Annotated in this window: 20 protein-coding genes; 16 read left to right on the top strand and 4 right to left on the bottom strand. The window is 70.5% G+C overall.

Going from position 1 to position 20,127, the window contains the following annotated elements; all coding sequences use genetic code 11:
- The first annotated feature begins 118 nt into the window (after positions 1-118).
- Positions 119-754, top strand: coding sequence for a DJ-1/PfpI family protein (locus ACNFOC_RS15355; RefSeq protein ID WP_416959666.1), 636 nt, complete (start codon positions 119-121; stop codon positions 752-754).
- Here the strand turns inward: ACNFOC_RS15355 and ACNFOC_RS15350 are convergent.
- Positions 741-1,514: an enoyl-CoA hydratase/isomerase family protein gene (locus ACNFOC_RS15350; protein WP_416959665.1), complete on the bottom strand. Its 774-nt coding sequence runs from the start codon at positions 1,512-1,514 to the stop codon at positions 741-743. The two genes, ACNFOC_RS15355 and ACNFOC_RS15350, sit on opposite strands and share 14 nt — an antisense overlap.
- Positions 1,515-1,718: 204 nt before the next feature.
- Here ACNFOC_RS15350 and ACNFOC_RS15345 point away from each other — a divergent pair, with 204 nt between their 5' ends.
- Positions 1,719-2,240: an ATP-binding protein gene (locus tag ACNFOC_RS15345; protein WP_416959670.1), complete on the top strand. Its 522-nt coding sequence runs from the start codon at positions 1,719-1,721 to the stop codon at positions 2,238-2,240.
- Between the two features lie 9 nt (positions 2,241-2,249).
- On the opposite strand, the gene idi is transcribed toward ACNFOC_RS15345, so the two are convergent.
- From idi to galE, 3 genes are all read right to left on the bottom strand, one after another.
- Positions 2,250-2,843, bottom strand: a complete 594-nt coding sequence (gene idi / locus ACNFOC_RS15340) for an isopentenyl-diphosphate Delta-isomerase (protein ID WP_416959664.1) — start codon at positions 2,841-2,843, stop codon at positions 2,250-2,252.
- A gap of 199 nt (positions 2,844-3,042) precedes the next feature.
- Complete coding sequence (locus tag ACNFOC_RS15335; RefSeq protein ID WP_416959663.1) at positions 3,043-3,981, bottom strand: cation diffusion facilitator family transporter; 939 nt, start codon at positions 3,979-3,981, stop codon at positions 3,043-3,045.
- A 135-nt stretch (positions 3,982-4,116) separates the two neighbouring features.
- Positions 4,117-5,088: a UDP-glucose 4-epimerase GalE gene (gene galE / locus ACNFOC_RS15330; protein WP_416959662.1), complete on the bottom strand. Its 972-nt coding sequence runs from the start codon at positions 5,086-5,088 to the stop codon at positions 4,117-4,119.
- 277 nt (positions 5,089-5,365) lie between these two features.
- Between galE and ACNFOC_RS15325 the strand changes: the two genes are divergently transcribed.
- The 14 genes from ACNFOC_RS15325 (at position 5,366) to ACNFOC_RS15260 (ending at position 20,122) form a co-directional block, all read left to right on the top strand.
- Positions 5,366-7,156, top strand: a complete 1,791-nt coding sequence (locus tag ACNFOC_RS15325) for a DUF5941 domain-containing protein (RefSeq protein WP_416959661.1) — start codon at positions 5,366-5,368, stop codon at positions 7,154-7,156.
- The gene (locus tag ACNFOC_RS15320; RefSeq protein ID WP_416959660.1) at positions 7,153-7,905 is read left to right on the top strand and encodes a phosphocholine cytidylyltransferase family protein; all 753 of its coding nucleotides are present in this window, start codon (positions 7,153-7,155) and stop codon (positions 7,903-7,905) included. The genes ACNFOC_RS15325 and ACNFOC_RS15320 overlap by 4 nt, the downstream gene beginning before the upstream one ends.
- Positions 7,893-8,954, top strand: a complete 1,062-nt coding sequence (locus tag ACNFOC_RS15315; protein WP_416959659.1) for an iron-containing alcohol dehydrogenase family protein — start codon at positions 7,893-7,895, stop codon at positions 8,952-8,954. The genes ACNFOC_RS15320 and ACNFOC_RS15315 overlap by 13 nt, the downstream gene beginning before the upstream one ends.
- Positions 8,932-9,711, top strand: coding sequence for a CDP-alcohol phosphatidyltransferase family protein (locus tag ACNFOC_RS15310; protein ID WP_078651441.1), 780 nt, complete (start codon positions 8,932-8,934; stop codon positions 9,709-9,711). The genes ACNFOC_RS15315 and ACNFOC_RS15310 overlap by 23 nt, the downstream gene beginning before the upstream one ends.
- Positions 9,712-9,716: 5 nt before the next feature.
- Complete coding sequence (locus ACNFOC_RS15305) at positions 9,717-10,589, top strand: glycosyltransferase family 2 protein (RefSeq protein WP_416959669.1); 873 nt, start codon at positions 9,717-9,719, stop codon at positions 10,587-10,589.
- A 150-nt stretch (positions 10,590-10,739) separates the two neighbouring features.
- Positions 10,740-11,669, top strand: coding sequence for an ABC transporter permease (locus ACNFOC_RS15300; protein ID WP_416959658.1), 930 nt, complete (start codon positions 10,740-10,742; stop codon positions 11,667-11,669).
- On the top strand, positions 11,662-12,453 hold the full coding sequence (locus ACNFOC_RS15295) for an ABC transporter ATP-binding protein (RefSeq protein WP_416959657.1): 792 nt from the start codon (positions 11,662-11,664) through the stop codon (positions 12,451-12,453). The genes ACNFOC_RS15300 and ACNFOC_RS15295 overlap by 8 nt, the downstream gene beginning before the upstream one ends.
- Before the next feature lie 386 nt (positions 12,454-12,839).
- Positions 12,840-13,739 (top strand): squalene synthase HpnC, encoded by a 900-nt coding sequence (hpnC, locus tag ACNFOC_RS15290; RefSeq protein WP_416959656.1) that lies wholly within the window; start codon positions 12,840-12,842, stop codon positions 13,737-13,739.
- A complete protein-coding gene (hpnD, locus tag ACNFOC_RS15285) occupies positions 13,736-14,686 on the top strand; it encodes a presqualene diphosphate synthase HpnD (protein ID WP_416959655.1) in 951 nt (316 codons plus the stop codon). Before hpnC ends, hpnD begins: the two co-directional genes overlap by 4 nt.
- The gene (locus tag ACNFOC_RS15280) at positions 14,686-14,808 is read left to right on the top strand and encodes a DUF6380 family protein (RefSeq protein WP_416959654.1); all 123 of its coding nucleotides are present in this window, start codon (positions 14,686-14,688) and stop codon (positions 14,806-14,808) included. Before hpnD ends, ACNFOC_RS15280 begins: the two co-directional genes overlap by 1 nt.
- The gene (gene hpnE / locus ACNFOC_RS15275) at positions 14,805-16,235 is read left to right on the top strand and encodes a hydroxysqualene dehydroxylase HpnE (protein ID WP_416959653.1); all 1,431 of its coding nucleotides are present in this window, start codon (positions 14,805-14,807) and stop codon (positions 16,233-16,235) included. Before ACNFOC_RS15280 ends, hpnE begins: the two co-directional genes overlap by 4 nt.
- Positions 16,235-17,362 (top strand): polyprenyl synthetase family protein, encoded by a 1,128-nt coding sequence (locus ACNFOC_RS15270; RefSeq protein ID WP_416959652.1) that lies wholly within the window; start codon positions 16,235-16,237, stop codon positions 17,360-17,362. The genes hpnE and ACNFOC_RS15270 overlap by 1 nt, the downstream gene beginning before the upstream one ends.
- A 112-nt stretch (positions 17,363-17,474) precedes the next feature.
- The gene (shc, locus tag ACNFOC_RS15265) at positions 17,475-19,481 is read left to right on the top strand and encodes a squalene--hopene cyclase (protein WP_416959651.1); all 2,007 of its coding nucleotides are present in this window, start codon (positions 17,475-17,477) and stop codon (positions 19,479-19,481) included.
- Positions 19,481-20,122: a 5'-methylthioadenosine/S-adenosylhomocysteine nucleosidase family protein gene (locus tag ACNFOC_RS15260; protein WP_416959650.1), complete on the top strand. Its 642-nt coding sequence runs from the start codon at positions 19,481-19,483 to the stop codon at positions 20,120-20,122. The genes shc and ACNFOC_RS15260 overlap by 1 nt, the downstream gene beginning before the upstream one ends.
- The last annotated feature ends 5 nt before the right edge of the window (positions 20,123-20,127 follow it).

The raw sequence follows: 20,127 nt of genomic DNA, 5'->3' as shown, positions 1-20,127 counted from the left end.
CCGGACGCGGAAAGCGCCCCTTCAGGGGCGCGGGGAACTGCGCGACCAGCCCCCACCGACCCGCAGTGAACGAACCACCTGAACCGCATCCAACATCCGCCGAACACGAAAGGCCCCGATGCAGATCGTCATCGTCCTCTTCGACCGCTTCACCGCCCTGGACGCCGTAGGCCCCTACGAGACCCTCGGCCGCCTCCCCGACTCGGAAACCGTGTTCGTCGCCGAACGGACCGGCCCCGTCCGCAACGAAACCGGAAACCTGGCACTCGTAGCCGACCGCACCCTCGCCGACGTACCGAACCCCGACATCATGGTCGTCCCGGGCGGCCCCGGCCAGACCCCGCAGATGGAGAACGAGACCCTCCTGGACTGGCTGCGCACCGCCGACGCCACCACCACCTGGACGACCTCGGTGTGCACGGGCTCCCTGCTCCTGGCCGCCGCCGGACTCCTCCGGGGCCGTCGCGCGACCTCCCACTGGCTCGCCCTGGACCACCTGAAGCAGTTCGGCGTCGAGGCCACGGGGGAGCGGGTGGTGACCGACGGCAAGTACGTCACCGCGGCCGGCGTCTCCTCCGGCATCGACATGGGCCTCACCCTGCTCGGCCGGATCGCGGGCGACGAACACGCCCAGGCCGTACAGCTGTTGACCGAGTACGATCCGCAACCGCCCTACGACGCGGGGTCCCCGGAGAAGGCGCCCGCGCACCTTGTCGAGAGGTTCCGCGCGAGCAGCCGCTTCATCCTGACGTAGTCCCTGAAGCAGTCCCCGACGCGGTCCAGGTGAAGCGCGGCGCGCGGCGCTCCAGGAACGCGGCGACGCCCTCCGCGGTGTCGCCACTGCCGCGTACCTGCTCCGCCCAGTAACCGTCCCTGTCCGTACGGCCGTTGGCGAACTCCTTCGCCGCCGCCTGCGTCAACTGCGAGCGGGAGACCAGCACCCGGGTGAACTCCGCGACCCGCTTGGCGAGTTCACCCCCGGGCAGCAGCTCGTCGACGAACCCGGTGCGCAGCGCCCGCTCCGCGTCGATCAACTCGCCCGAGAACAACAGGTACTTGGCGGCGCCCGGACCCACCAGCGACACCAACCGCCGGGTGGCGGACGCCGGATACACGATCCCGAGCTTCGCCGGAGTCACCCCGAACAGCGCGCCCTCCTCGGCGAACCGCAGATCACAGGCCGCCGCCAACTGCGCCCCGCCGCCCACGCAATGCCCCCGGATCGCCGCCAACGTCGGCTTCGGGAACGCCGCGAGCGCCTCCTCCGCGAGCACCGCCAGCCTCTGCGCCTCACCCGCCGACCCCCGCAGCGTCGAGATGTCGGCCCCGGCACAGAACGTCCCGCCCTCACCGGTCAGCACGAGCGCCCGTACGGTCGGATCGGCGGCCAGGGTGTCGAGCAGCGGCGGCAGCGAGCGCCACATCCCGGCGGTCATCGCGTTGCGCTTGCCGGGGTGGTGGACGACGACGGTGGCGACCGAGTCGGCGACGTCGTGCAGCAGGCGGGGCTCCATGGGCCGGATGCTACGTACAACCCGAAGAGTTCGCGAAGTCGGCACAAGGGGAACAGGGGCGATCCCACTGTCGACCGGGCCGTGCGGCAACGATCGGAAAGCGTCCGATAACTGCTGACTTCTGTTCAGTCATCCGGGGTGGCGCGGGTCGTTGCCAACACTCGTGGGGTGGTGACAATCGAGCGCAAGGGTGGCGACCGGACGATGGAGAACCACGGGCGTGGGTCAGGCCCACGCCCAGAAGGCGGCAGAGACGATTCCCCGGATCCCGTTACTGCCCCCGCCCCGCCGGATCCGCTGCCGTACGAGGGAGTCTGGCGGTTCACCGCCTCCGCCGTCGACGCCTCCGTCCCGCAGGCGCGACACGCCGTACGGGACCTGCTCTTCCGGCAGGGCGTGCCCCTCTCGGACGACCTGTTGCAGGGGCTGTTGCTGATCGTCTCCGAGCTGGTCACCAACGTCGTCCGGCACGCGGTGCTGCTGTCGCCGACGCTCGCCGTGGAGGTCGCCGTCGGCGCCGAGTGGGTGCGGGTGTCCGTCGAGGACAACCACCCCTACCGCCCGACCGCCCTGGTGGCCGACCACGACGAGACCGGCGGCCGGGGACTCCTCCTGGTGCGCGAGGTGACCCGGGAGGCGGGCGGTGTCTGCGACGTCGAGCACACGGCGAGCGGCGGCAAGGTGATTTGGGCCGCCCTGCCGCTCAAGCCCGCACAGGTGCCGTAGCGGAGGAGGTCACCAGCCCGCGGACGGGCCCGTCAGCTCCCTGACCGCCGGACGGGCCGCGTCCAGCACCGTCATGAACCAGGACGAGAAGGTGTCCTTCGCGTGCCGCTCCGTCAGCTCGGCGGGGGTCACGAACGCGGTCGTGCCCACCTCCTCCGGGTCCGGCCGCAGCGGCGACTGCACCATGCCGACGAAGAGGTGGTTGTACTCCTGCTCCACCAGGCCCGAGTCCGGGTCCGGGTGGTTGTAACGCACCGTGCCCGCCTCGGCGAGCAGCGTCGGGGACACCCCCAGCTCCTCGTACGTCCGCCGGGCCGCCGCCGCGAAGGGCGCCTCGCCCGGGTAGGGGTGACCGCAGCAGGTGTTGGACCAGACACCGGGGGAGTGGTACTTGCCGAGCGCCCGCTGCTGGAGCAGCAGCCGGCCCTGCTCGTCGAAGAGGAAGACCGAGAAGGCGCGGTGCAGCTGCCCCGGCGGCTGATGGGCGGTGAGCTTCTCGGCGGTGCCGATCGTCACGCCGCTCTCGTCGACCAGTTCGAGCAAGATCGCGTCAGCGGTGCCGTTCGACGAGTTGTGCGTCGCGGTGGCAGGTGTGGTCGGCATACCCATCCTTCACATCGGTCCTCGAGCCAAGTCTGCCGTACGGATCCGGCACTCCCGGCAGTTCATCGTGCCCGGCGCGGCGACGGCGGAACCGTCCGGGGGCGGGGCCGCGCGAGTGTGGACATGGGTGTGCGCCGGACGGTTGCGTTCCGTCCTGACCGGTCGATCTCCCTCAGATTCCGTCGGCTCCGGTCAGCCGTCAGTGACAGAGCTTCGCCTCGTGCTCCGCGTGCCCGCCGGGCTCCAGCTGGAAGGTGCAGTGCTCCACGTCGAAGTGGTCGCCGAGGCAGCCCTGGAGTTCGTGGAGGATCTTCTCGTTGCCGATGGCGTTCAGCACGTCCGAGCGGACGACCACGTGCGCGGAGAGCACCGGCATGCCCGAGGTGATCGTCCACGCGTGCAGATCGTGGACGTCCTCGACCCCGTCCAGGGCCAGGATGTGGGCGCGCACGTCCTGCATGTCGACGTCCTTGGGGGCCGACTCCAGCAGCACGTCGAGGGTCTCGCGCAGCAGCTTCAGGGTGCGCGGCACGATCATCAGGCCGATGGCGAGCGAGGCGATCGGGTCGGCCGCCTGCCAGCCCGTGGTCAGGATCACCACGGCAGCGATGATCACCGCGAGGGAGCCCAGCGCGTCCGCGGCGACCTCCAGGAAGGCGCCCCGCACGTTCAGGCTCTCCTTCTGGCCGCGCACCAGCAGCGTGAGGGAGATCATGTTCGCGACCAGGCCGATCAGACCGAACACGATGGTCAGCCCGCCCTCGGTGTCGGCCGGCGTGACGAACCGCTGGACCGCCTCGTACAGGACGTATCCGCCGACGCCGAGCAGCAGCAGACAGTTGGCGAGCGCGGCGAGGATCTCCGCGCGGGCGTAGCCGAAGGTGCGGTTGCCGGTCGCCGGGCGGTTCGCGAAGTGGATCGCGAGCAGCGCCATGCCGAGGCCCAGCGCGTCCGTCGCCATGTGGGCCGCGTCCGCGATGAGCGCGAGGGAGTCCGCGAGCAGCCCGCCGACGACCTCGACCACCATCACGGTGATCGTGATCCCCAGCGCGACCCGCAGCCTGCCCCGGTACGCGGCCGTCGCCGTACCGGTGGCGGGAGCGCCGTGAGAATGCCCGTGGTCGTGCCCTGCCCCCATGAGAAGCCGCCCTCCTGATTACTGCCCGGGATCACAGTGAACTACGGGTGGGGGGTATCGGGCAACGCGGCACTGAACACCGTTGTCATGTGCCCTGACCTGCGCAAACAATTCGCAGGTCAGGGCAGCCTAAGTTCACCTGGCGTGGTGCAGCCGCCAGCCTTGCCACGCCGACTCGACCATCTCCCGCACCCCGCGCCGAGCCGTCCACCCCAGTTCCGCGGCGGCTCGCTCGGCGGAGGCGACCGCGCGCGGCGCGTCCCCGGGACGCCGCCCCTCGACGACGGCCGGCCGCCGGTCCCCGGTGACCTCACCGATCACCGTGACCAGCTCGCGCACCGAAACACCTTGCCCACGGCCGATGTTGACCGTCAGGTCGCCGCTCGCGCCGCCGTCGGACAGCCGCCGGGCCGCCGCCAGGTGCGCCTCGGCGAGGTCGGCGACATGGATGTAGTCGCGGATGCAGGTGCCGTCCGGGGTCGGATAGTCGTCGCCGAAGATCCGCGGGGCCTCGTCGCGGGTGAGCCGGTCGAAGACCATCGGGACGATGTTGAAGACGCCGGTGTCGGCCAGTTCGGGGGCGGCGGCGCCCGCCACGTTGAAGTAGCGCAGGCACACCGTGTCGATGCCGTGCGCCGCGCCCGCCGCCCGGACCAGCCACTCACCGGTGAGCTTGGTCCCGCCGTACGGGTTCACCGGCGCGCACGGGGTGTCCTCCGTGATCAGGTCGACGCCCGGATCGCCGTAGACCGCCGCCGAGGACGAGAACACGAACCGCTCGATGCCCGCGCCGGCGACCGCGTCCAGGAGGGTCGCGAGGCCGCCCACGTTCTCCCGGTAGTAGCGCGTCGGCTGCGCCACGGACTCGGCGACCTGCTTGCGCGCCGCGAGATGCACGACCCCGGTCACCTCGTGCTCGGCGAACACCCGCTTCAGGAGATCGCCGTCCAGGGAGGAGCCGTGCACGAGCGGCACGGTCGCCGGGAGGCGTGAGGGGTTTCCCGACGAGAGGTCGTCGAGGGCGACGACACGTTCCCCGGCGTCCGCCATCGCCCGCGCCACATGGGCCCCGATGTATCCGGCTCCGCCGGTGATCAGCCATGTCATGGGCATTCACCCTATGCCGATACGGAGAGGGCCTCCGCAATGTCCCGCGATGCCCGGTCTGAGGGGTGCGGTTTGTCGGCCGGGCCCCGAATCCCCGATGATGATCTCGGCGGAGGCGTTGTCAGACCGTGTTGATCAGGCCATGAACGGCCGGTGAACACGGGCTTGAGAGCATCCGATAGCCTCTGCCGACATGCCGCCCGGGTGCCACCCGTAGGGCGCCACCACCATGCACATGACCGGCGCCCGAGCGTCGGCACCCAGGGAGTGAGTTCGGTTGTCGACCGCCATCCTCACCGGTCAGCCGGTCCCCGGATCGTCGATCGAGACCGATCTGCGGTCGCTCGGCTTCGACGTCCGGACCGCCGCCGACGCCACGGAGGCGGAGACGCTCCTCGCGGCCGTCCCCGGTGACCAGCGAGTGGCCGTCGTGGACGCCCGCTTCGTGGGCCACCCGCACGCGCTGCGCCTCGGCCTCACCGACCCCCGCTTCCCGCTCGCCGCGGTACCGGGCGCCGTCACCGCCCAGCCCGCCGGCCGCCAGGCACTGACCCGCGCGGTCGCCCGCGAGAACTCGGCGAGCACCGGCACGACCCTCCTCGACAACCTCGCCGACCGCATCGTCGCAGCCCTCGACACCGACGGCTGCGGCGTGCACCGCCCCGAGCTGGGCAGCCTCGTCGCCACCGTCCCCGTTGACCCGCAGGCCCGCAACGAGGCACGTCAGGCCGTGGCCGCCGTCGACGACGAGGCCGTACGCCTGAAGTCGGCCGTGAAGTCCCGCGACGGCTTCTTCACCACCCACTTCATCAGCCCGTACTCCCGCTACATCGCGCGCTGGTGCGCCCGCCGCGGCCTCACCCCGAACCAGGTCACCACCGCCTCCCTGCTCACCGCGCTGATCGCGGCGGGCAGCGCGGCCACCGGCACCCGCGGCGGCTACGTCGTCGCCGGAGTACTGCTCCTCCTCTCCTTCGTCCTCGACTGCGTCGACGGACAGATCGCCCGCTACGCCCTGAAGTACTCGACGCTCGGCGCCTGGCTCGACGCCACCTTCGACCGCGCCAAGGAGTACGCCTACTACGCCGGCCTCGCACTGGGCGCGGCCCGGGGCGGCGACGACGTGTGGGCGCTCGCGCTCGGCGCGATGATCCTCCAGACCTGCCGGCACGTCGTGGACTTCTCGTTCAACGAGGCCAACCACGACGCCACCGCCAACACCAGCCCCACCGCGGCCCTCTCCGACAAGCTCGACAGCGTCGGCTGGACGGTCTGGGTGCGCCGGATGATAGTCCTGCCCATCGGCGAACGATGGGCGATGATCGCCGTCCTCACGGCCGCGACGACCCCCCGGATCACCTTCTACGTCCTCCTCGTCGGCTGCGCCTTCGCGGCGACGTACACGACGGCGGGCCGGGTGCTGCGCTCACTGACCCGCAAGGCGAAGCGGACGGACCGGGCGGCACAGGCACTGGCGGACCTCGCGGACAGCGGGCCGTTCGCCCAGCTGCTCGCCCGCGTGCTGCCCGGTGTGTCCCGGATCCCGGCGCTCTTCTGGGCCTTGACGGGGACTGCCGGTCTGCTTCTCGCGGACTGGTTCGACGGGCCCGGTCTGACGCTCGTCGTGTGCGCCGCCGTCTACGTCCTGCTGTCCTCCGAAGCCGTCTCCCGCCCACTCAAGGGTTCCCTCGACTGGCTGGTCCCCCCGCTCTTCCGGGCGGCCGAGTACTGCACGGTCCTGATCCTCGCGGCCCAGGCGGAGGTGAACGGAGCGCTTCCGGCGGCTTTCGGCCTGGTGGCCGCCGTCGCCTACCATCACTACGACACGGTGTACCGCATCCGCGGCGACGCCGGGGCGTCCCCGGCCTGGCTGGTGCGCGCCATCGGGGGCCACGAGGGGCGGACGCTGCTCGTCACCGTTCTCGCCGCCGCGCTCACCGCGTCGCAGTTCACGGTCGCGCTCACGGCCCTCGCCGTGGCCGTGGCCTTGCTGGTGCTCTTCGAGAGCATCCGCTTCTGGGTGTCCGCAGGGGCGCCCGCCGTACACGATGAAGGAGAACCCGCATGATCGGCCTCGTGCTGGCGGCCGGCGCCGGACGGCGTCTGCGCCCCTACACCGACAGCCTTCCCAAGGCTCTGGTGCCGGTGGGGCCCGCGGGCATAGAGGGCGAACCGACGGTCCTGGACCTCACCCTCGGCAACTTCGCCGAGATCGGTCTGACCGAGGTCGCGATCATCGTCGGCTACCGCAAGGAAGCCGTGTACGAGCGCAAGGCGGCCCTTGAGGCGAAGTACGGCCTCAAGCTCACCCTCATCGACAACGACAAGGCCGAGGAGTGGAACAACGCCTACTCCCTGTGGTGCGGACGTGACGCCCTCAAGGACGGCGTGATCCTCGCCAACGGCGACACCGTCCACCCGGTCTCCGTCGAGCGGACGCTGCTCGCGGCGCGCGGCGAGGGCAAGAAGATCATCCTCGCCCTCGACACCGTCAAGTCCCTCGCGGACGAGGAGATGAAGGTCGTCGTCGACCCCGCCAAGGGCATGACGAAGATCACCAAGCTGATGGACCCCGCCGAGGCCACCGGCGAGTACATCGGCGTCACCCTCATCGAGGGCGACGCCACCCTCGAGCTGGCCGACGCGCTCAAGACCGTGTGGGAGACCGACCCGCAGCAGTTCTACGAGCACGGCTACCAGGAACTGGTCAACCGCGGCTTCCGGATCGACGTGGCCCCGATCGGCGACGTCAAGTGGGTCGAGATCGACAACCACGACGATCTGGCCAAGGGTCGGGAGATCGCGTGCCTGTACTGACCCGGCTGATTCCCTCGCCCGTCGTCGTCGACATCCGCCCGGGTGCCCTCGACGACCTGGCCTGCGTCCTCGCCGACCAGCGCATCTCGCACTCCGGCCGGCTCGCCGTCGCGGTCAGCGGCGGCTCCGGTGCCCGGCTGCGCGCGCGCCTCGAACCGAGCCTGCCCGGCGCCACCTGGTACGAGGTCGGCGGCGGCACCCTCGACGACGCGATCGAGCTGGCCGGCGAGATGAAGGCCGGTCACTACGACGCGGTCGTGGGCCTCGGCGGCGGCAAGATCATCGACTGCGCCAAGTTCGCCGCGGCGCGCATCGGCCTGCCCCTGGTCGCCGTACCGACGAACCTCGCGCACGACGGCCTGTGCTCGCCCGTCGCCACCCTCGACAACGACGCGGGCCGCGGCTCCTACGGCGTGCCGAACCCCATCGCGGTCGTCATCGACCTGGACGTCATCCGTGAGGCACCGGTCCGCTTCGTGCGGGCGGGCATCGGTGACGCGATCTCCAACATCTCCGCGATCGCGGACTGGGAGCTCGCCAACCGTGTCAACGGCGAGAAGATCGACGGTCTTGCCGCGGCTATGGCCCGGCAGGCGGGCGAGGCCGTACTGCGGCACCCGGGCGGAGTCGGCGACAACGCCTTCCTCCAGGTGCTCGCCGAGGCGCTCGTCCTCAGCGGTATCGCCATGTCGGTGTCGGGTGACTCCCGCCCGTCCTCCGGCGCGTGCCACGAGATCAACCACGCCTTCGACCTGCTCTTCCCCAAACGCGCGGCCGCCCACGGCGAGCAGTGCGGACTGGGCGCGGCCTTCGCGATGTACCTGCGCGGAGCCCACGAGGAATCGGTGTACATGGCCGAGGTGTTGCGTCGGCACGGACTGCCGGTGCTGCCCGAGGAGATCGGCTTCACGGTGGACGAGTTCGTCCGCGCCGTGGAGTTCGCTCCGGAGACCCGCCCCGGCCGCTACACCATCCTCGAACACCTCGACCTGAAAACCGACCAGATCAAGGACATCTACGCCGACTATGTCAAGGCCATCGGTAGCTGAACTCCGTCCCGTCGTCCACCCCGCAGGGGTGAAGGACCGGCGCAGCGGTGAGCACTGGATGGGACGCCTCTACATGCGTGAGGTGTCCCTGCGGGTGGACCGCTACCTGGTGAACACCAGGGTCTCGCCCAACCAGCTCACGTACCTGATGACCGTCTTCGGCGTGCTCGCCGCCCCGGCGCTGCTGGTGCCGGGGATCACGGGCGCCGTCCTCGGCGTCGTGTGCGTCCAGATGTATCTGCTGCTGGACTGCGTCGACGGCGAGATCGCCCGCTGGCGCAAGCAGTACTCCCTCGCCGGGGTCTACCTCGACCGGGTCGGTGCCTACCTGACCGACGCCGCTGTGCTCGTCGGCTTCGGGCTGCGCGCCGCCGACCTGTTCGGCAGCGGCCGTATCGACTGGCTGTGGGCCTTCCTCGGCACGCTGGCCGCGCTCGGCGCGATCCTCATCAAGGCCGAGACGGACCTGGTCGGCGTCGCCCGGCACCAGACCGGCAAGGCACCGGTCCAGGAGGCCGCGGCCGAGATGCGGTCCTCCGGCATGGCGCTGGCCCGCCGGGCCGCCGCCGCCTTCAAGTTCCACCGGCTCATCCTCGGCATCGAGGCGACCCTGCTGATCCTGGTCCTCGCGATCGTGGACCAGGTCCGCGGCGACCTTTACTTCTCGCGGCTCGGCGTCGCCGTACTGGCCGGCATCGCGCTGCTCCAGACCCTGCTGCACCTGGTGTCGATCCTCGCGTCGAGCAGGCTGAAGTGAGCGGCATGAAGGTCGGCGCGGTGATCATCACCATGGGCAACCGCCCCGACGAACTACGGGCGTTGCTCGACTCGGTCGCCAAGCAGGACGGCGACCGGGTCGAGGCGGTCGTCGTCGGCAACGGCTCGCCCGTCCCGGACGTCCCCGCGGGCGTCCGGACCGTCGAACTGCCCGAGAACCTGGGCATCCCCGGCGGCCGCAACATCGGCCTGGACGCCTTCGGACCGGGCGGTCGCGATGTCGACATAGTGATGTTCCTCGACGACGACGGGCTCCTCGCCCAGCACGACACCGCCGAGCTGTGCCGGCAGGCCTTCGCCGCCGACCCCGCACTCGGCATCATCAGCTTCCGCATCGCCGACCCGGACACCGGCGTCACCCAGCGCCGGCACGTCCCGCGGCTGAGGGCCTCCGACCCGATGCGCTCCTCCCGGGTCACCACCTTCCTCGGCGGCGCCAACGCCGTCCGCACGAAGGTCTTCGCCGAGGTCGGCGCACTCCCGGACGAGTTCTTCTACGCCCACGAGGAGACCGACCTCGCCTGGCGGGCCCTCGACGCGGGCTGGATGATCGACTACCGGTCCGACATGGTGCTGTACCACCCGACCACCGCGCCTTCACGGCACGCGGTCTACCACCGGATGGTCGCCCGCAACCGGGTCTGGCTGGCCCGCCGCAACCTCCCCGCACCTCTCGTCCCCGTCTACCTCGGCGTGTGGCTGCTGCTCACCCTCCTGCGCCGCCCCTCGCGCCCGGCGCTTCAGGCCTGGTTCGGCGGGTTCAAGGAGGGCTGGACCACTCCGTGCGGACCGCGCCGGCCCATGAGGTGGCGTACGGTGTGGCGCCTGACTCGACTGGGCCGTCCTCCGGTCATCTGACAAGCTCGGGGCGCGTCACCGCGTGCCGGGCGCGCGGACGGCCCCTCGGAACGTATCCCGCGGCGGATACGTGTCGCGTCCTGTAGCACAATTCCGTAAGACGAACGCAAGACAGTCGTAAGACGAATCCGAAGATGAAGGCATCCACCCTTGAGTGAGACAACGCATGACGGCGGAGTCGCGGTGAGCCCGCGTCCGTCGCCCGACGAAGGCCTCACGGCGGCACAACTGTCCGCCAAGTACGGGCTGACGGTGAGCGGTGCCCGCCCCGGACTCGCCGAGTACGTCCGCCAGCTCTGGGGACGCCGTCACTTCATCCTCGCCTTCTCCCAGGCGAAGCTGACGGCCCAGTACAGCCAGGCGAAGCTCGGCCAGCTGTGGCAGGTGGCCACGCCGCTGCTGAACGCGGCCGTGTACTTCTTCATCTTCGGCGTCATCCTGAAGGCCAGCCGCGGCATGCCCCGGGACGTGTACATCCCGTTCCTGGTCACGGGCGTGTTCGTGTTCACCTTCACGCAGAGCTCGGTCATGGCGGGCGTCCGCGCGATCTCCGGCAACCTCGGCCTGGTGCGCGCGCTGCACTTCCCGCGCGCCTCGCTGCCGATCTCCTTCGCGCTCCAGCAGCTCCAGCAGCTGCTGTTCTCGATGGTCGTGCTGTTCATCATCGTCGTCGGCTTCGGCAGCTACCCCGGCATGTCCTGGCTGCTGATCCTCCCGGTCCTGGTGCTTCAGTTCCTCTTCAACACCGGGCTCGCGCTGATCGTGGCGCGGATGGGCGCCAAGACCCCGGACCTCGCCCAGCTGATGCCGTTCATCCTGCGCACCTGGATGTACGCGTCGGGCGTCATGTTCTCCATCAGCACGATGATGGAGGGCCGCTCCGAGGTGTTCATCCGCGTGCTTCAGGTGAACCCGGCCGCCGTCTACATGGACCTGATGCGCTTCGCGATCATCGACGGCTACGGCTCCTCGAACCTGCCGCCGCACGTCTGGGCCATCGCCGCCTTCTGGGCCGTGGTCCTGTCCGTCGGCGGCTTCGTGTATTTCTGGCAGGCGGAGGAGCGGTACGGCCGTGGCTGAGCAGAACGTCGACCAGACCCCCCGGGATCTGGTCCCCACCGTCATCGCGGACGAGTTGCACATCGTCTACCGCGTGCACGGCGCCAAGACCGGCAAGGGCAGCGCCACCTCCGCCCTCAGCCGCATAGTCAAGCGCGGCGAGGAGCGCGGGGTGCGCAAGGTGCACGCCGTCAGGGGCGTCTCCTTCGTCGCCTACCGCGGCGAGGCCGTCGGCCTGATCGGCTCGAACGGCTCCGGCAAGTCGACCCTGCTGCGCGCCATCGCCGGCCTGCTCCCGGCCGAGAAGGGCCGCGTCTACACCAACGGCCAGCCCTCGCTGCTGGGCGTGAACGCGGCCCTGATGAACGACCTCACCGGCGAGCGCAACGTCATCCTGGGCGGACTCGCCATGGGCATGAGCCGCGAGCAGGTCAGGGAGCGCTACCAGGACATCGTCGACTTCTCCGGCATCAACGAGAAGGGCGACTTCATCACCCTCCCGATGCGCACCTACTCCTCCGGCATGGCGGCCCGGCTGCGCTTCTCCATCGCGGCGGCGAAGGACCACGACGTCCTGATGATCGACGAGGCGCTGGCCACCGGCGACCGCAAGTTCCAGGTCCGCTCCGAGGAGCGCATCCGTGAGCTGCGCAAGTCCGCGGGCACGGTGTTTCTCGTCAGTCACAACAACAAGTCGATCCGCGACACCTGTGACCGGGTGCTGTGGCTGGAACGCGGCGAACTGCGGATGGACGGCCCGACCGACGAGGTTCTCAAGGAGTACGAGAAGTTCACGGGCAAGTAGTCCACCCGCATACGGGCGCAAAAGCCCAGAACGCTTCACAGGGCCCCGCCGGAACTGTTCCGGCGGGGCCCCGCGTCTGCAAAGGAAACGTCAACTCGGCCCGGCCCAAGGAATCTTGACGCCAATCGGTGTGTTGTTGTGATGTGCAGGACACCCCGAGGAAGCTCGCTGCGTTGTACAACGTAAGCTGTACCGGTGCCGAATAGCGGCAAGTGGGGCGATAATGCGCGACACCCTTCTGCGGGTATCTGTGCGGACGACTGAGCGGCGTGTCCGAAATAGTGCGTATTGGGTCGGCAGTGTAGAACGGGAGATGTGACGGCAATGGCTACGGAAACTCCCCAGCTCACCGAAGCATGCGCCGTCCCCGCCCCTGGCAGTGAACGGTGACGGGAAGCGGCACCGCCGCCGGCGATCCGGAGCGCGGCACACTCGACAAGGCCGCGGGTGAGAACTTCCCCGTGGCGCCCTTCTTCCTGCCCAAGGCCTGGCGCACCGATCTCATGGCGGTGTACGGATTCGCCCGCCTCGTCGACGACATCGGCGACGGCGACCTGGCCCCCGGCGGCGCCGACGCCCGCCTGCTCGGCGTGTCGCCCGCGGACGCCGAGAACCGCCTGCTCCTCCTCGACGCCTTCGAGGCCGATCTGCACCGCGTCTTCGACGGCACCCCGGGCCACCCTCTGCTGCGCCGCCTCCAGCCGACCGTCCGCCGCCGCGCGCTGACCCCCGAGCCCTTCCTCGGCCTGATCGCCGCGAACCGCCAGGACCAGCTCGTCACGCGCTACGAGACCTACGACGATCTCGTCGCCTACTGCGAGCTGTCCGCGAACCCGGTCGGCCGCCTGGTCCTCGGCGTCACCGGCACCGAGACCCCCGAGCGGGTCCGGCTGTCCGACGCGATCTGTACCGCACTTCAGATCGTCGAACACCTGCAGGACGTCGCCGAGGACCTCGGCCGCGACCGCATCTACCTGCCCGCCCAGGACATGAAGCGCTTTCACGTCCAGGAAGCGGATCTCGCCACGCCCTCCGCGGGCGCATCGGTGCGCGCACTGGTTGCATACGAAGCAGAACGCGCCCGCGATCTCCTGAATGAAGGCGCCCCCCTGGTGGGTAGCGTCCACGGCAGGTTGAAGCTGCTGCTCGCGGGGTTCGTGGCGGGGGGAAGGGCGGCGATCCGAGCGATCGTCGCCGCTGAATACGACGTACTTCCCGGCCCGCCCAAGCCCGGCAAGATCCAGTTGCTGCGTGAGGTGGGCGTGACTCTGCGAGGAGAGGGGTGATCCGCAGCGTGGAGTCTGCACCGCACATGTCCGCACCGGTACTCGCCGCCTACAGCTACTGCGAGGCCGTCACCGGACAGCAGGCACGTAACTTCGCGTACGGCATCAGACTGCTGCCGACGCCCAAGCGCCGCGCGATGTCGGCGCTGTACGCGTTCTCCCGGCGCGTCGACGACATCGGCGACGGCGCACTGCCGACCGACGTGAAGTCGGCACGCCTCGAGGACACCCGGGCGCTGCTCACCCGGGTTCGCGAGGGCAAGGTCGAGGAGGACGACACCGACCCTGTCGCGGTCGCCCTCGCGCACACGGCCGAGGCCTTCCCGGTCCCGCTCGACGGCCTGGACGAGCTGATCGACGGCGTCCTGATGGACGTACGCGGCGAGACCTACGAGACCTGGGACGACCTGAAGGTCTACTGCCGGTGTGTCGCGGGTGCGATCGGGCGGCTCTCGCTCGGCGTGTTCGGGACGGAGGCGGGGGCGCGCGGTGTCGAGCGCGCCTCGGAGTACGCCGACACGCTGGGGCTCGCGCTCCAGCTCACCAACATCCTGAGAGACGTCCGCGAGGACGCCGAGGACGGCCGTACCTATCTGCCCGCCGACGACCTCGCGAAATTCGGGTGCTCGGCCGGGTTCAACGGGCCGACCCCGCCGGAGGGCTCCGACTTCGCGGGTCTCGTGCACTTCGAGGTGCGCCGGGCCCGCACTCTTTTCGCCGAGGGCTACCGGCTGCTCCCCATGCTCGACCGCCGCAGCGGCGCCTGTGTCGCCGCCATGGCCGGCATCTACCGCCGGCTGCTGGACCGCATCGAGCGCGAGCCGGAGGCCGTCCTGCGCGGCCGCGTCTCCCTGCCCGGCCGCGAGAAGGCCTACGTCGCGGTACGCGGCCTGTCCGGTCTGGACGCCCGGCACGTCACGCGGCGGACCCTCAGGAGGCGCACCTGATGGACAAAGTGGGCCAAGGTGATGTCACCGGAGAAATGCGGCACGCAACCCTCCGGTGCGAAGCGGCGTCCCTGACTGCAACGACCTGCCGCGGCGGGTACGCAGGGGGGAGTACGCGATGAGTGAGGGGACGCGGTCCGAAGGGCTGCCCTCGGACAAACCGGCGGGACGGACCGGACGGCATGCCGTCGTGGTCGGCGGCGGTCTCGCAGGCATCACCACCGCGCTCGCGCTCGCCGACGCCGGAGTCCGCGTCACCCTGCTCGAAGGCCGCCCGCGCCTGGGCGGACTCGCCTTCTCCTTCCAGCGCGGCGACCTCACCGTCGACAACGGCCAGCACGTGTACCTGCGCTGCTGCACCGCCTACCGCTGGTTCCTCGACCGCATCGAGGGTGCGGCGCTGGCTCCGTTGCAGGATCGTCTCGACGTGCCCGTACTCGACGTGAACCGCCCCGAGGGACGCCGCCTCGGCAGACTGCGGCGCGACCCGCTGCCCGTGCCCCTGCATCTGGGGCGCAGCCTCGCGACCTATCCGCATCTCTCGCTCGCCGAGCGCGCCAGAGTCGGCCGTGCCGCGCTCGCGCTCAAAGCGCTCGACCTCGCCGATCCGGCCCTGGACGCCCAGAACTTCGGCAGCTGGCTGACCGAGCACGGTCAGTCGGCGCGTGCCGTCGAGGCACTGTGGGACCTGGTGGGGGTCGCCACCCTCAACGCGGTCGCGGGCGACTCCTCGCTCGCTCTCGCCGCGATGGTGTTCAAGACCGGTCTGCTCTCCGACCCGGGCGCGGCCGACATCGGCTGGGCTCACGTCCCGCTGGGCGAACTGCACGACCGGCTCGCCCGCAAGGCGCTCGACTCCGCGGGCGTGCGCACCGAAGTCCGTACACGCGTCACCTCCATCTCTACTGACGAAAACGGGCGTTGGACCGTTCAGGTTCCCGGCGAGACCCTCGAAGCCGACGCCGTCGTCCTCGCCGTACCGCAGCGCGAGGCCCACGATCTGCTGCCCGAGGGCGCCCTCGACGCCCCTGAGCGGCTGCTGGCGATGGACTACTCGCCGATCCTCAACGTCCACGTCGTCTACGACCGCAAGGTGCTCGCCCGGCCGTTCTTCGCGGCGCTGGGCACCCCCGTGCAGTGGGTGTTCGACCGGACCGACGCGTCCGGGCTGAAGGACGGCCAGTACCTGGCGCTGTCCCAGTCCGCCGTACACGACGAGATCGACGAACCCGTGGCCGCGCTGCGGGAGCGCTACCTCCCCGAACTGGAGCGGCTGCTGCCCGGGGCACGCGGCGCCGAGGTGAAGGACTTCTTCGTGACCAGGGAGCGCACGGCGACGTTCGCTCCCGCTCCAGGCGTCGGACGGCTGCGGCCCGGCGCCCGCACCAAGGCCCCCGGCCTGTACCTGGCCGGATCGTGGACCGCCACAGGGTGGCCCGCGACCATGGAGAGTGCGGTCCGCAGTGGGGTGAGCGCGGCGGACGCCGCACTCACCGCCCTGGGCCGGCCCCGCCCCAGCCACCTCTTCGAGTTCGAGGAGGCGGCGTGATGCTCGATCAGCACGCGGCAGGCCCCCGCACCTCCGGTACCGCGACAAGAGGAGAGACTGTGCCCACTGTGCCCCCGGCCGAGACGGCTGCCGACGCGGTGGACGTGTCCGCGCTCCTGGAGCGCGGCCGGACCCTTGCCACACCGGTACTGAGGGCGGCCGTGGACCGCCTGGCACCCCCCATGGACACCGTTTCCGCCTACCACTTCGGCTGGATCGACGCCGAGGGCAACCCGGCGGCCGGCGACGGCGGCAAGGCCGTACGCCCCGCGCTCGCCGTGCTCTCCGCGGAGGTCACCGGCGCCTCGCCCGAGACCGGCATCCCCGGCGCCGTCGCCGTCGAACTGGTCCACAACTTCTCGCTGCTGCACGACGACCTGATGGACGGCGACGAACAGCGCCGGCACCGCGACACCGTCTGGAAGGTGCACGGCCCCTCCCAGGCCATCCTCGTCGGCGACGCCCTGTTCGCGCTGGCCAACGAGGTGCTGCTGGAGCTCGGCACCGTCGAGGCCGGCCGTGCCACCCGCCGTCTCACCACCGCGACCCGCGCCCTCATCGACGGCCAGGCGCAGGACATCTCCTACGAGCACCGCGACCGCGTCAGCGTCGAGGAGTGCCTGGAGATGGAGGGCAACAAGACCGGCGCCCTGCTCGCCTGCGCCTCCTCCATCGGGGCCGTGCTCGGCGGCGCGGACGACCGCACCGCCGACGTCCTGGAGAAGTACGGCTACCACCTCGGCCTGGCCTTCCAGGCCGTCGACGACCTCCTCGGCATCTGGGGCGACCCGGAGTCCACCGGGAAGCAGACCTGGAGCGATCTGCGCCAGCGCAAGAAGTCCCTGCCCGTGGTGGCGGCGCTCGCGGCGGGCGGACCCGCCTCCGAGCGGCTCGGCGAGATCCTCGCCGCCGACGCCAAGAGCAGCGACTTCGAGAACTTCTCCGAGGAGGAGTTCGCGGCCCGCGCCGCGCTCATCGAGGAGGCCGGCGGCCGCGAGTGGACCGCCGAAGAGGCACGCCGTCAGCACACCATCGCCATCGAGGTCCTCGACGCCATCGACATGCCCGACCGGGTTCGGGCGCAGTTCACGGCGCTCGCCGACTTCGTCGTCGTACGAAAGAGATGATCACTATCGGTCGAATAGCCCTCGCGTAGTCGCCGGCCGGTGCTGCGAACGAACGAGTACCGGCCGACGGCGGACCCACAGCAGAGACATGCCACTGCACGAAGGGGAAGCCATGACAGCGACGACCGACGGAAGCACCGGGGCCATGCAGCCCCGGGTTGCCGCGGCCAGCGAAACCGACATCAACACCCCCGTGGCGGCCGGGGTGCACGACGCCGCCGCGTTCGCCGTACAACGCGCCACCGACTTCCTCCTCTCGCAGCAGGACGCCCAGGGCTGGTGGAAGGGCGACCTCGAGACGAACGTCACGATGGACGCCGAGGATCTGCTGCTCCGTCAGTTCCTGGGCATCCGGGACGAGTCGACGACGCAGGCCGCCGCACTCTTCATCCGCGGCGAGCAGCGCGAGGACGGCACCTGGGCCAGCTTCTACGGCGGACCCGGTGAACTCTCCACCACCATCGAGGCGTACGTCGCCCTCCGCCTGGCCGGTGACGCGCCGGACGCCCCGCACATGGCGAAGGCGTCCGCATGGGTCCGTGAGCGGGGCGGTATCGCCTCGGCCCGCGTCTTCACCCGGATCTGGCTCGCGCTGTTCGGCTGGTGGAAATGGGACGACCTGCCCGAACTCCCGCCAGAACTCCTGTACTTCCCGACCTGGGTACCGCTCAACATCTACGACTTCGGATGCTGGGCCCGGCAGACCATCGTGCCGCTCACCGTCGTCTCCGCGAAGCGGCCGGTGCGACCCGCGCCCTTCCCGCTCGACGAACTGCACACCGACGCGGACAACCCGAACCCGGTCAAGCCCCTTGCCCCGGTGGCGAGTTGGGACGGCGCCTTCCAGCGGCTCGACAAGGCGCTGCACCTCTACCGCAAGGTCGCGCCGCGCAAGCTGCGCGGCTCCGCGATGAAATCGGCCGCGCGCTGGATCATCGAGCGGCAGGAGAACGACGGCTGCTGGGGCGGCATCCAGCCGCCGGCCGTGTACTCGGTGATCGCCCTGCACCTGCTGGGCTACGACCTCGAACACCCCGTGATGCGCGCGGGACTTGAGTCGCTGGACCGGTTCGCCGTCTGGCGCGAGGACGGGGCCCGGATGATTGAGGCCTGCCAGTCCCCGGTGTGGGACACCTGCCTCGCCACCATCGCGCTCGCCGACGCGGGCGTCCCCGCCGATCACCCCCAACTGGTCAAGGCCGCCGACTGGATGCTCGGGGAGGAGATCGTCCGCCCCGGCGACTGGGCGGTCAAACGGCCCCAACTGCCGCCCGGCGGCTGGGCGTTCGAGTTCCACAACGACAACTACCCCGATATCGACGACACCGCCGAGGTCGTGCTCGCGCTGCGCCGGGTCAGACATCACGACCCGGAGCGACTCGACCGGGCCGCCGGACGCGCGGTCCGCTGGAACCTCGGAATGCAGTCCAAGAACGGCGGTTGGGGCGCCTTCGACGTCGACAACACCAGCCCGTTCCCCAACCGGCTGCCGTTCTGCGACTTCGGCGAGGTCATCGACCCGCCGTCGGCGGACGTCACCGCGCACGTCGTCGAGATGCTCGCCGTCGAGGGCCTCGCCCACGACCCGCGCACCCGGCGCGGCATCGAGTGGCTGCTCGCCGAACAGGAGCCCGACGGCTCGTGGTTCGGCCGCTGGGGCGTCAACTACGTATACGGCACAGGGTCCGTGGTGCCCGCACTCGCCGCGGCCGGGATCCCCGGCTCGCACCCGGCGATCCGGCGCGCGGTGACCTGGCTGGAGACCGTGCAGAACGACGACGGCGGCTGGGGCGAGGACCTGCGCTCCTACAAGTACGCCAAGGAATGGAGCGGCCGGGGCGCCTCCACCGCCTCGCAGACGGCCTGGGCACTGATGGCCCTGCTCGCGGCCGGAGAGCGCGACTCCAAGGCCGTAGAACGCGGTATCGAGTGGCTCGCGGCGACCCAGCGGGAGGACGGGTCCTGGGACGAGCCCTACTTCACCGGCACGGGATTCCCGTGGGACTTCTCCATCAACTACCACCTCTACCGGCAGGTCTTTCCGCTCACCGCGCTCGGGCGCTTCGTGCACGGAGAACCGTTCTCCCAGACCTCGTTCTCCCCGGCCAAGGGGGGCTGATGAGCCCGCAGCCCGCCGGACCGCCGCTGCTGATCGCCTGCGCGCTCGGCATCGAGCACCTCGCCCTGCGCGCGGGCGACCGCTCCGGCGCCGGCGGGCCGGTCACCTTCCTCAGGACGGGGATGGGGCCCCAGGCGGCACAGGAGGCCGTCACCCGGCGCCTCGCCGACCCGGCGCTGGACGGGGCCGCCGTACTGGCCACGGGCTTCTGCGCCGGACTCGCCCCCGGCATGCACCCCGGCGACCTGGTGGTCGCCGAGGAGACCAGACAGGCGCGCGGAACCGTTCCGTGCGTCGGCACCGAGCTGCTCGTCAAGGAACTGGTGCGGGCCCTGCCCGGACGCACCGTCCACACCGGCCCCCTCACCGGCTCCGATCACATCGTCCGCGGTCAGGAACGGTCGGATCTGCTCGCGACCGGCGCGATCGCGGTCGACATGGAGTCGGCGGCCACGCTGCTGAGCGCCGTGCGTACGGGCGCGCGCCCGGTTGCGGCCGTACGGGTGGTCGTGGACGCTCCTGAACATGAACTCGTCCGGATCGGCACGGTGCGCGGTGGAATATCGGCTTTCCGCGTTCTTCGTTCCGTTCTTCCCGCTTTTTTCGAATGGCACCGTTCTTTGCTGCTCCCTCGGAGGTGAGCCAG

Origin of the sequence: Streptomyces colwelliae (assembly GCF_048158785.1) — a bacterium.
Classification (GTDB): domain Bacteria; phylum Actinomycetota; class Actinomycetes; order Streptomycetales; family Streptomycetaceae; genus Streptomyces.
The sequence above is the reverse complement of the archived record's forward strand: the minus strand, read 5'-3'. Positions and strand labels throughout refer to the sequence as shown.

Coding starts and splice junctions, on each gene's coding strand:
- ACNFOC_RS15355 (WP_416959666.1), top strand. CDS start 119: ATGCAGATCGTCATCGTCCTCTTCGACCGCTTCACCGCCCTGGACGCC.
- ACNFOC_RS15350 (WP_416959665.1), bottom strand. CDS start 1,514: ATGGAGCCCCGCCTGCTGCACGACGTCGCCGACTCGGTCGCCACCGTC.
- ACNFOC_RS15345 (WP_416959670.1), top strand. CDS start 1,719: ATGGAGAACCACGGGCGTGGGTCAGGCCCACGCCCAGAAGGCGGCAGA.
- idi (WP_416959664.1), bottom strand. CDS start 2,843: ATGCCGACCACACCTGCCACCGCGACGCACAACTCGTCGAACGGCACC.
- ACNFOC_RS15335 (WP_416959663.1), bottom strand. CDS start 3,981: ATGGGGGCAGGGCACGACCACGGGCATTCTCACGGCGCTCCCGCCACC.
- galE (WP_416959662.1), bottom strand. CDS start 5,088: ATGACATGGCTGATCACCGGCGGAGCCGGATACATCGGGGCCCATGTG.
- ACNFOC_RS15320 (WP_416959660.1), top strand. CDS start 7,153: ATGATCGGCCTCGTGCTGGCGGCCGGCGCCGGACGGCGTCTGCGCCCC.
- ACNFOC_RS15310 (WP_078651441.1), top strand. CDS start 8,932: ATGTCAAGGCCATCGGTAGCTGAACTCCGTCCCGTCGTCCACCCCGCA.
- ACNFOC_RS15305 (WP_416959669.1), top strand. CDS start 9,717: ATGAAGGTCGGCGCGGTGATCATCACCATGGGCAACCGCCCCGACGAA.
- ACNFOC_RS15280 (WP_416959654.1), top strand. CDS start 14,686: ATGGACAAAGTGGGCCAAGGTGATGTCACCGGAGAAATGCGGCACGCA.
- hpnE (WP_416959653.1), top strand. CDS start 14,805: ATGAGTGAGGGGACGCGGTCCGAAGGGCTGCCCTCGGACAAACCGGCG.
- ACNFOC_RS15270 (WP_416959652.1), top strand. CDS start 16,235: ATGCTCGATCAGCACGCGGCAGGCCCCCGCACCTCCGGTACCGCGACA.
- shc (WP_416959651.1), top strand. CDS start 17,475: ATGACAGCGACGACCGACGGAAGCACCGGGGCCATGCAGCCCCGGGTT.
- ACNFOC_RS15260 (WP_416959650.1), top strand. CDS start 19,481: ATGAGCCCGCAGCCCGCCGGACCGCCGCTGCTGATCGCCTGCGCGCTC.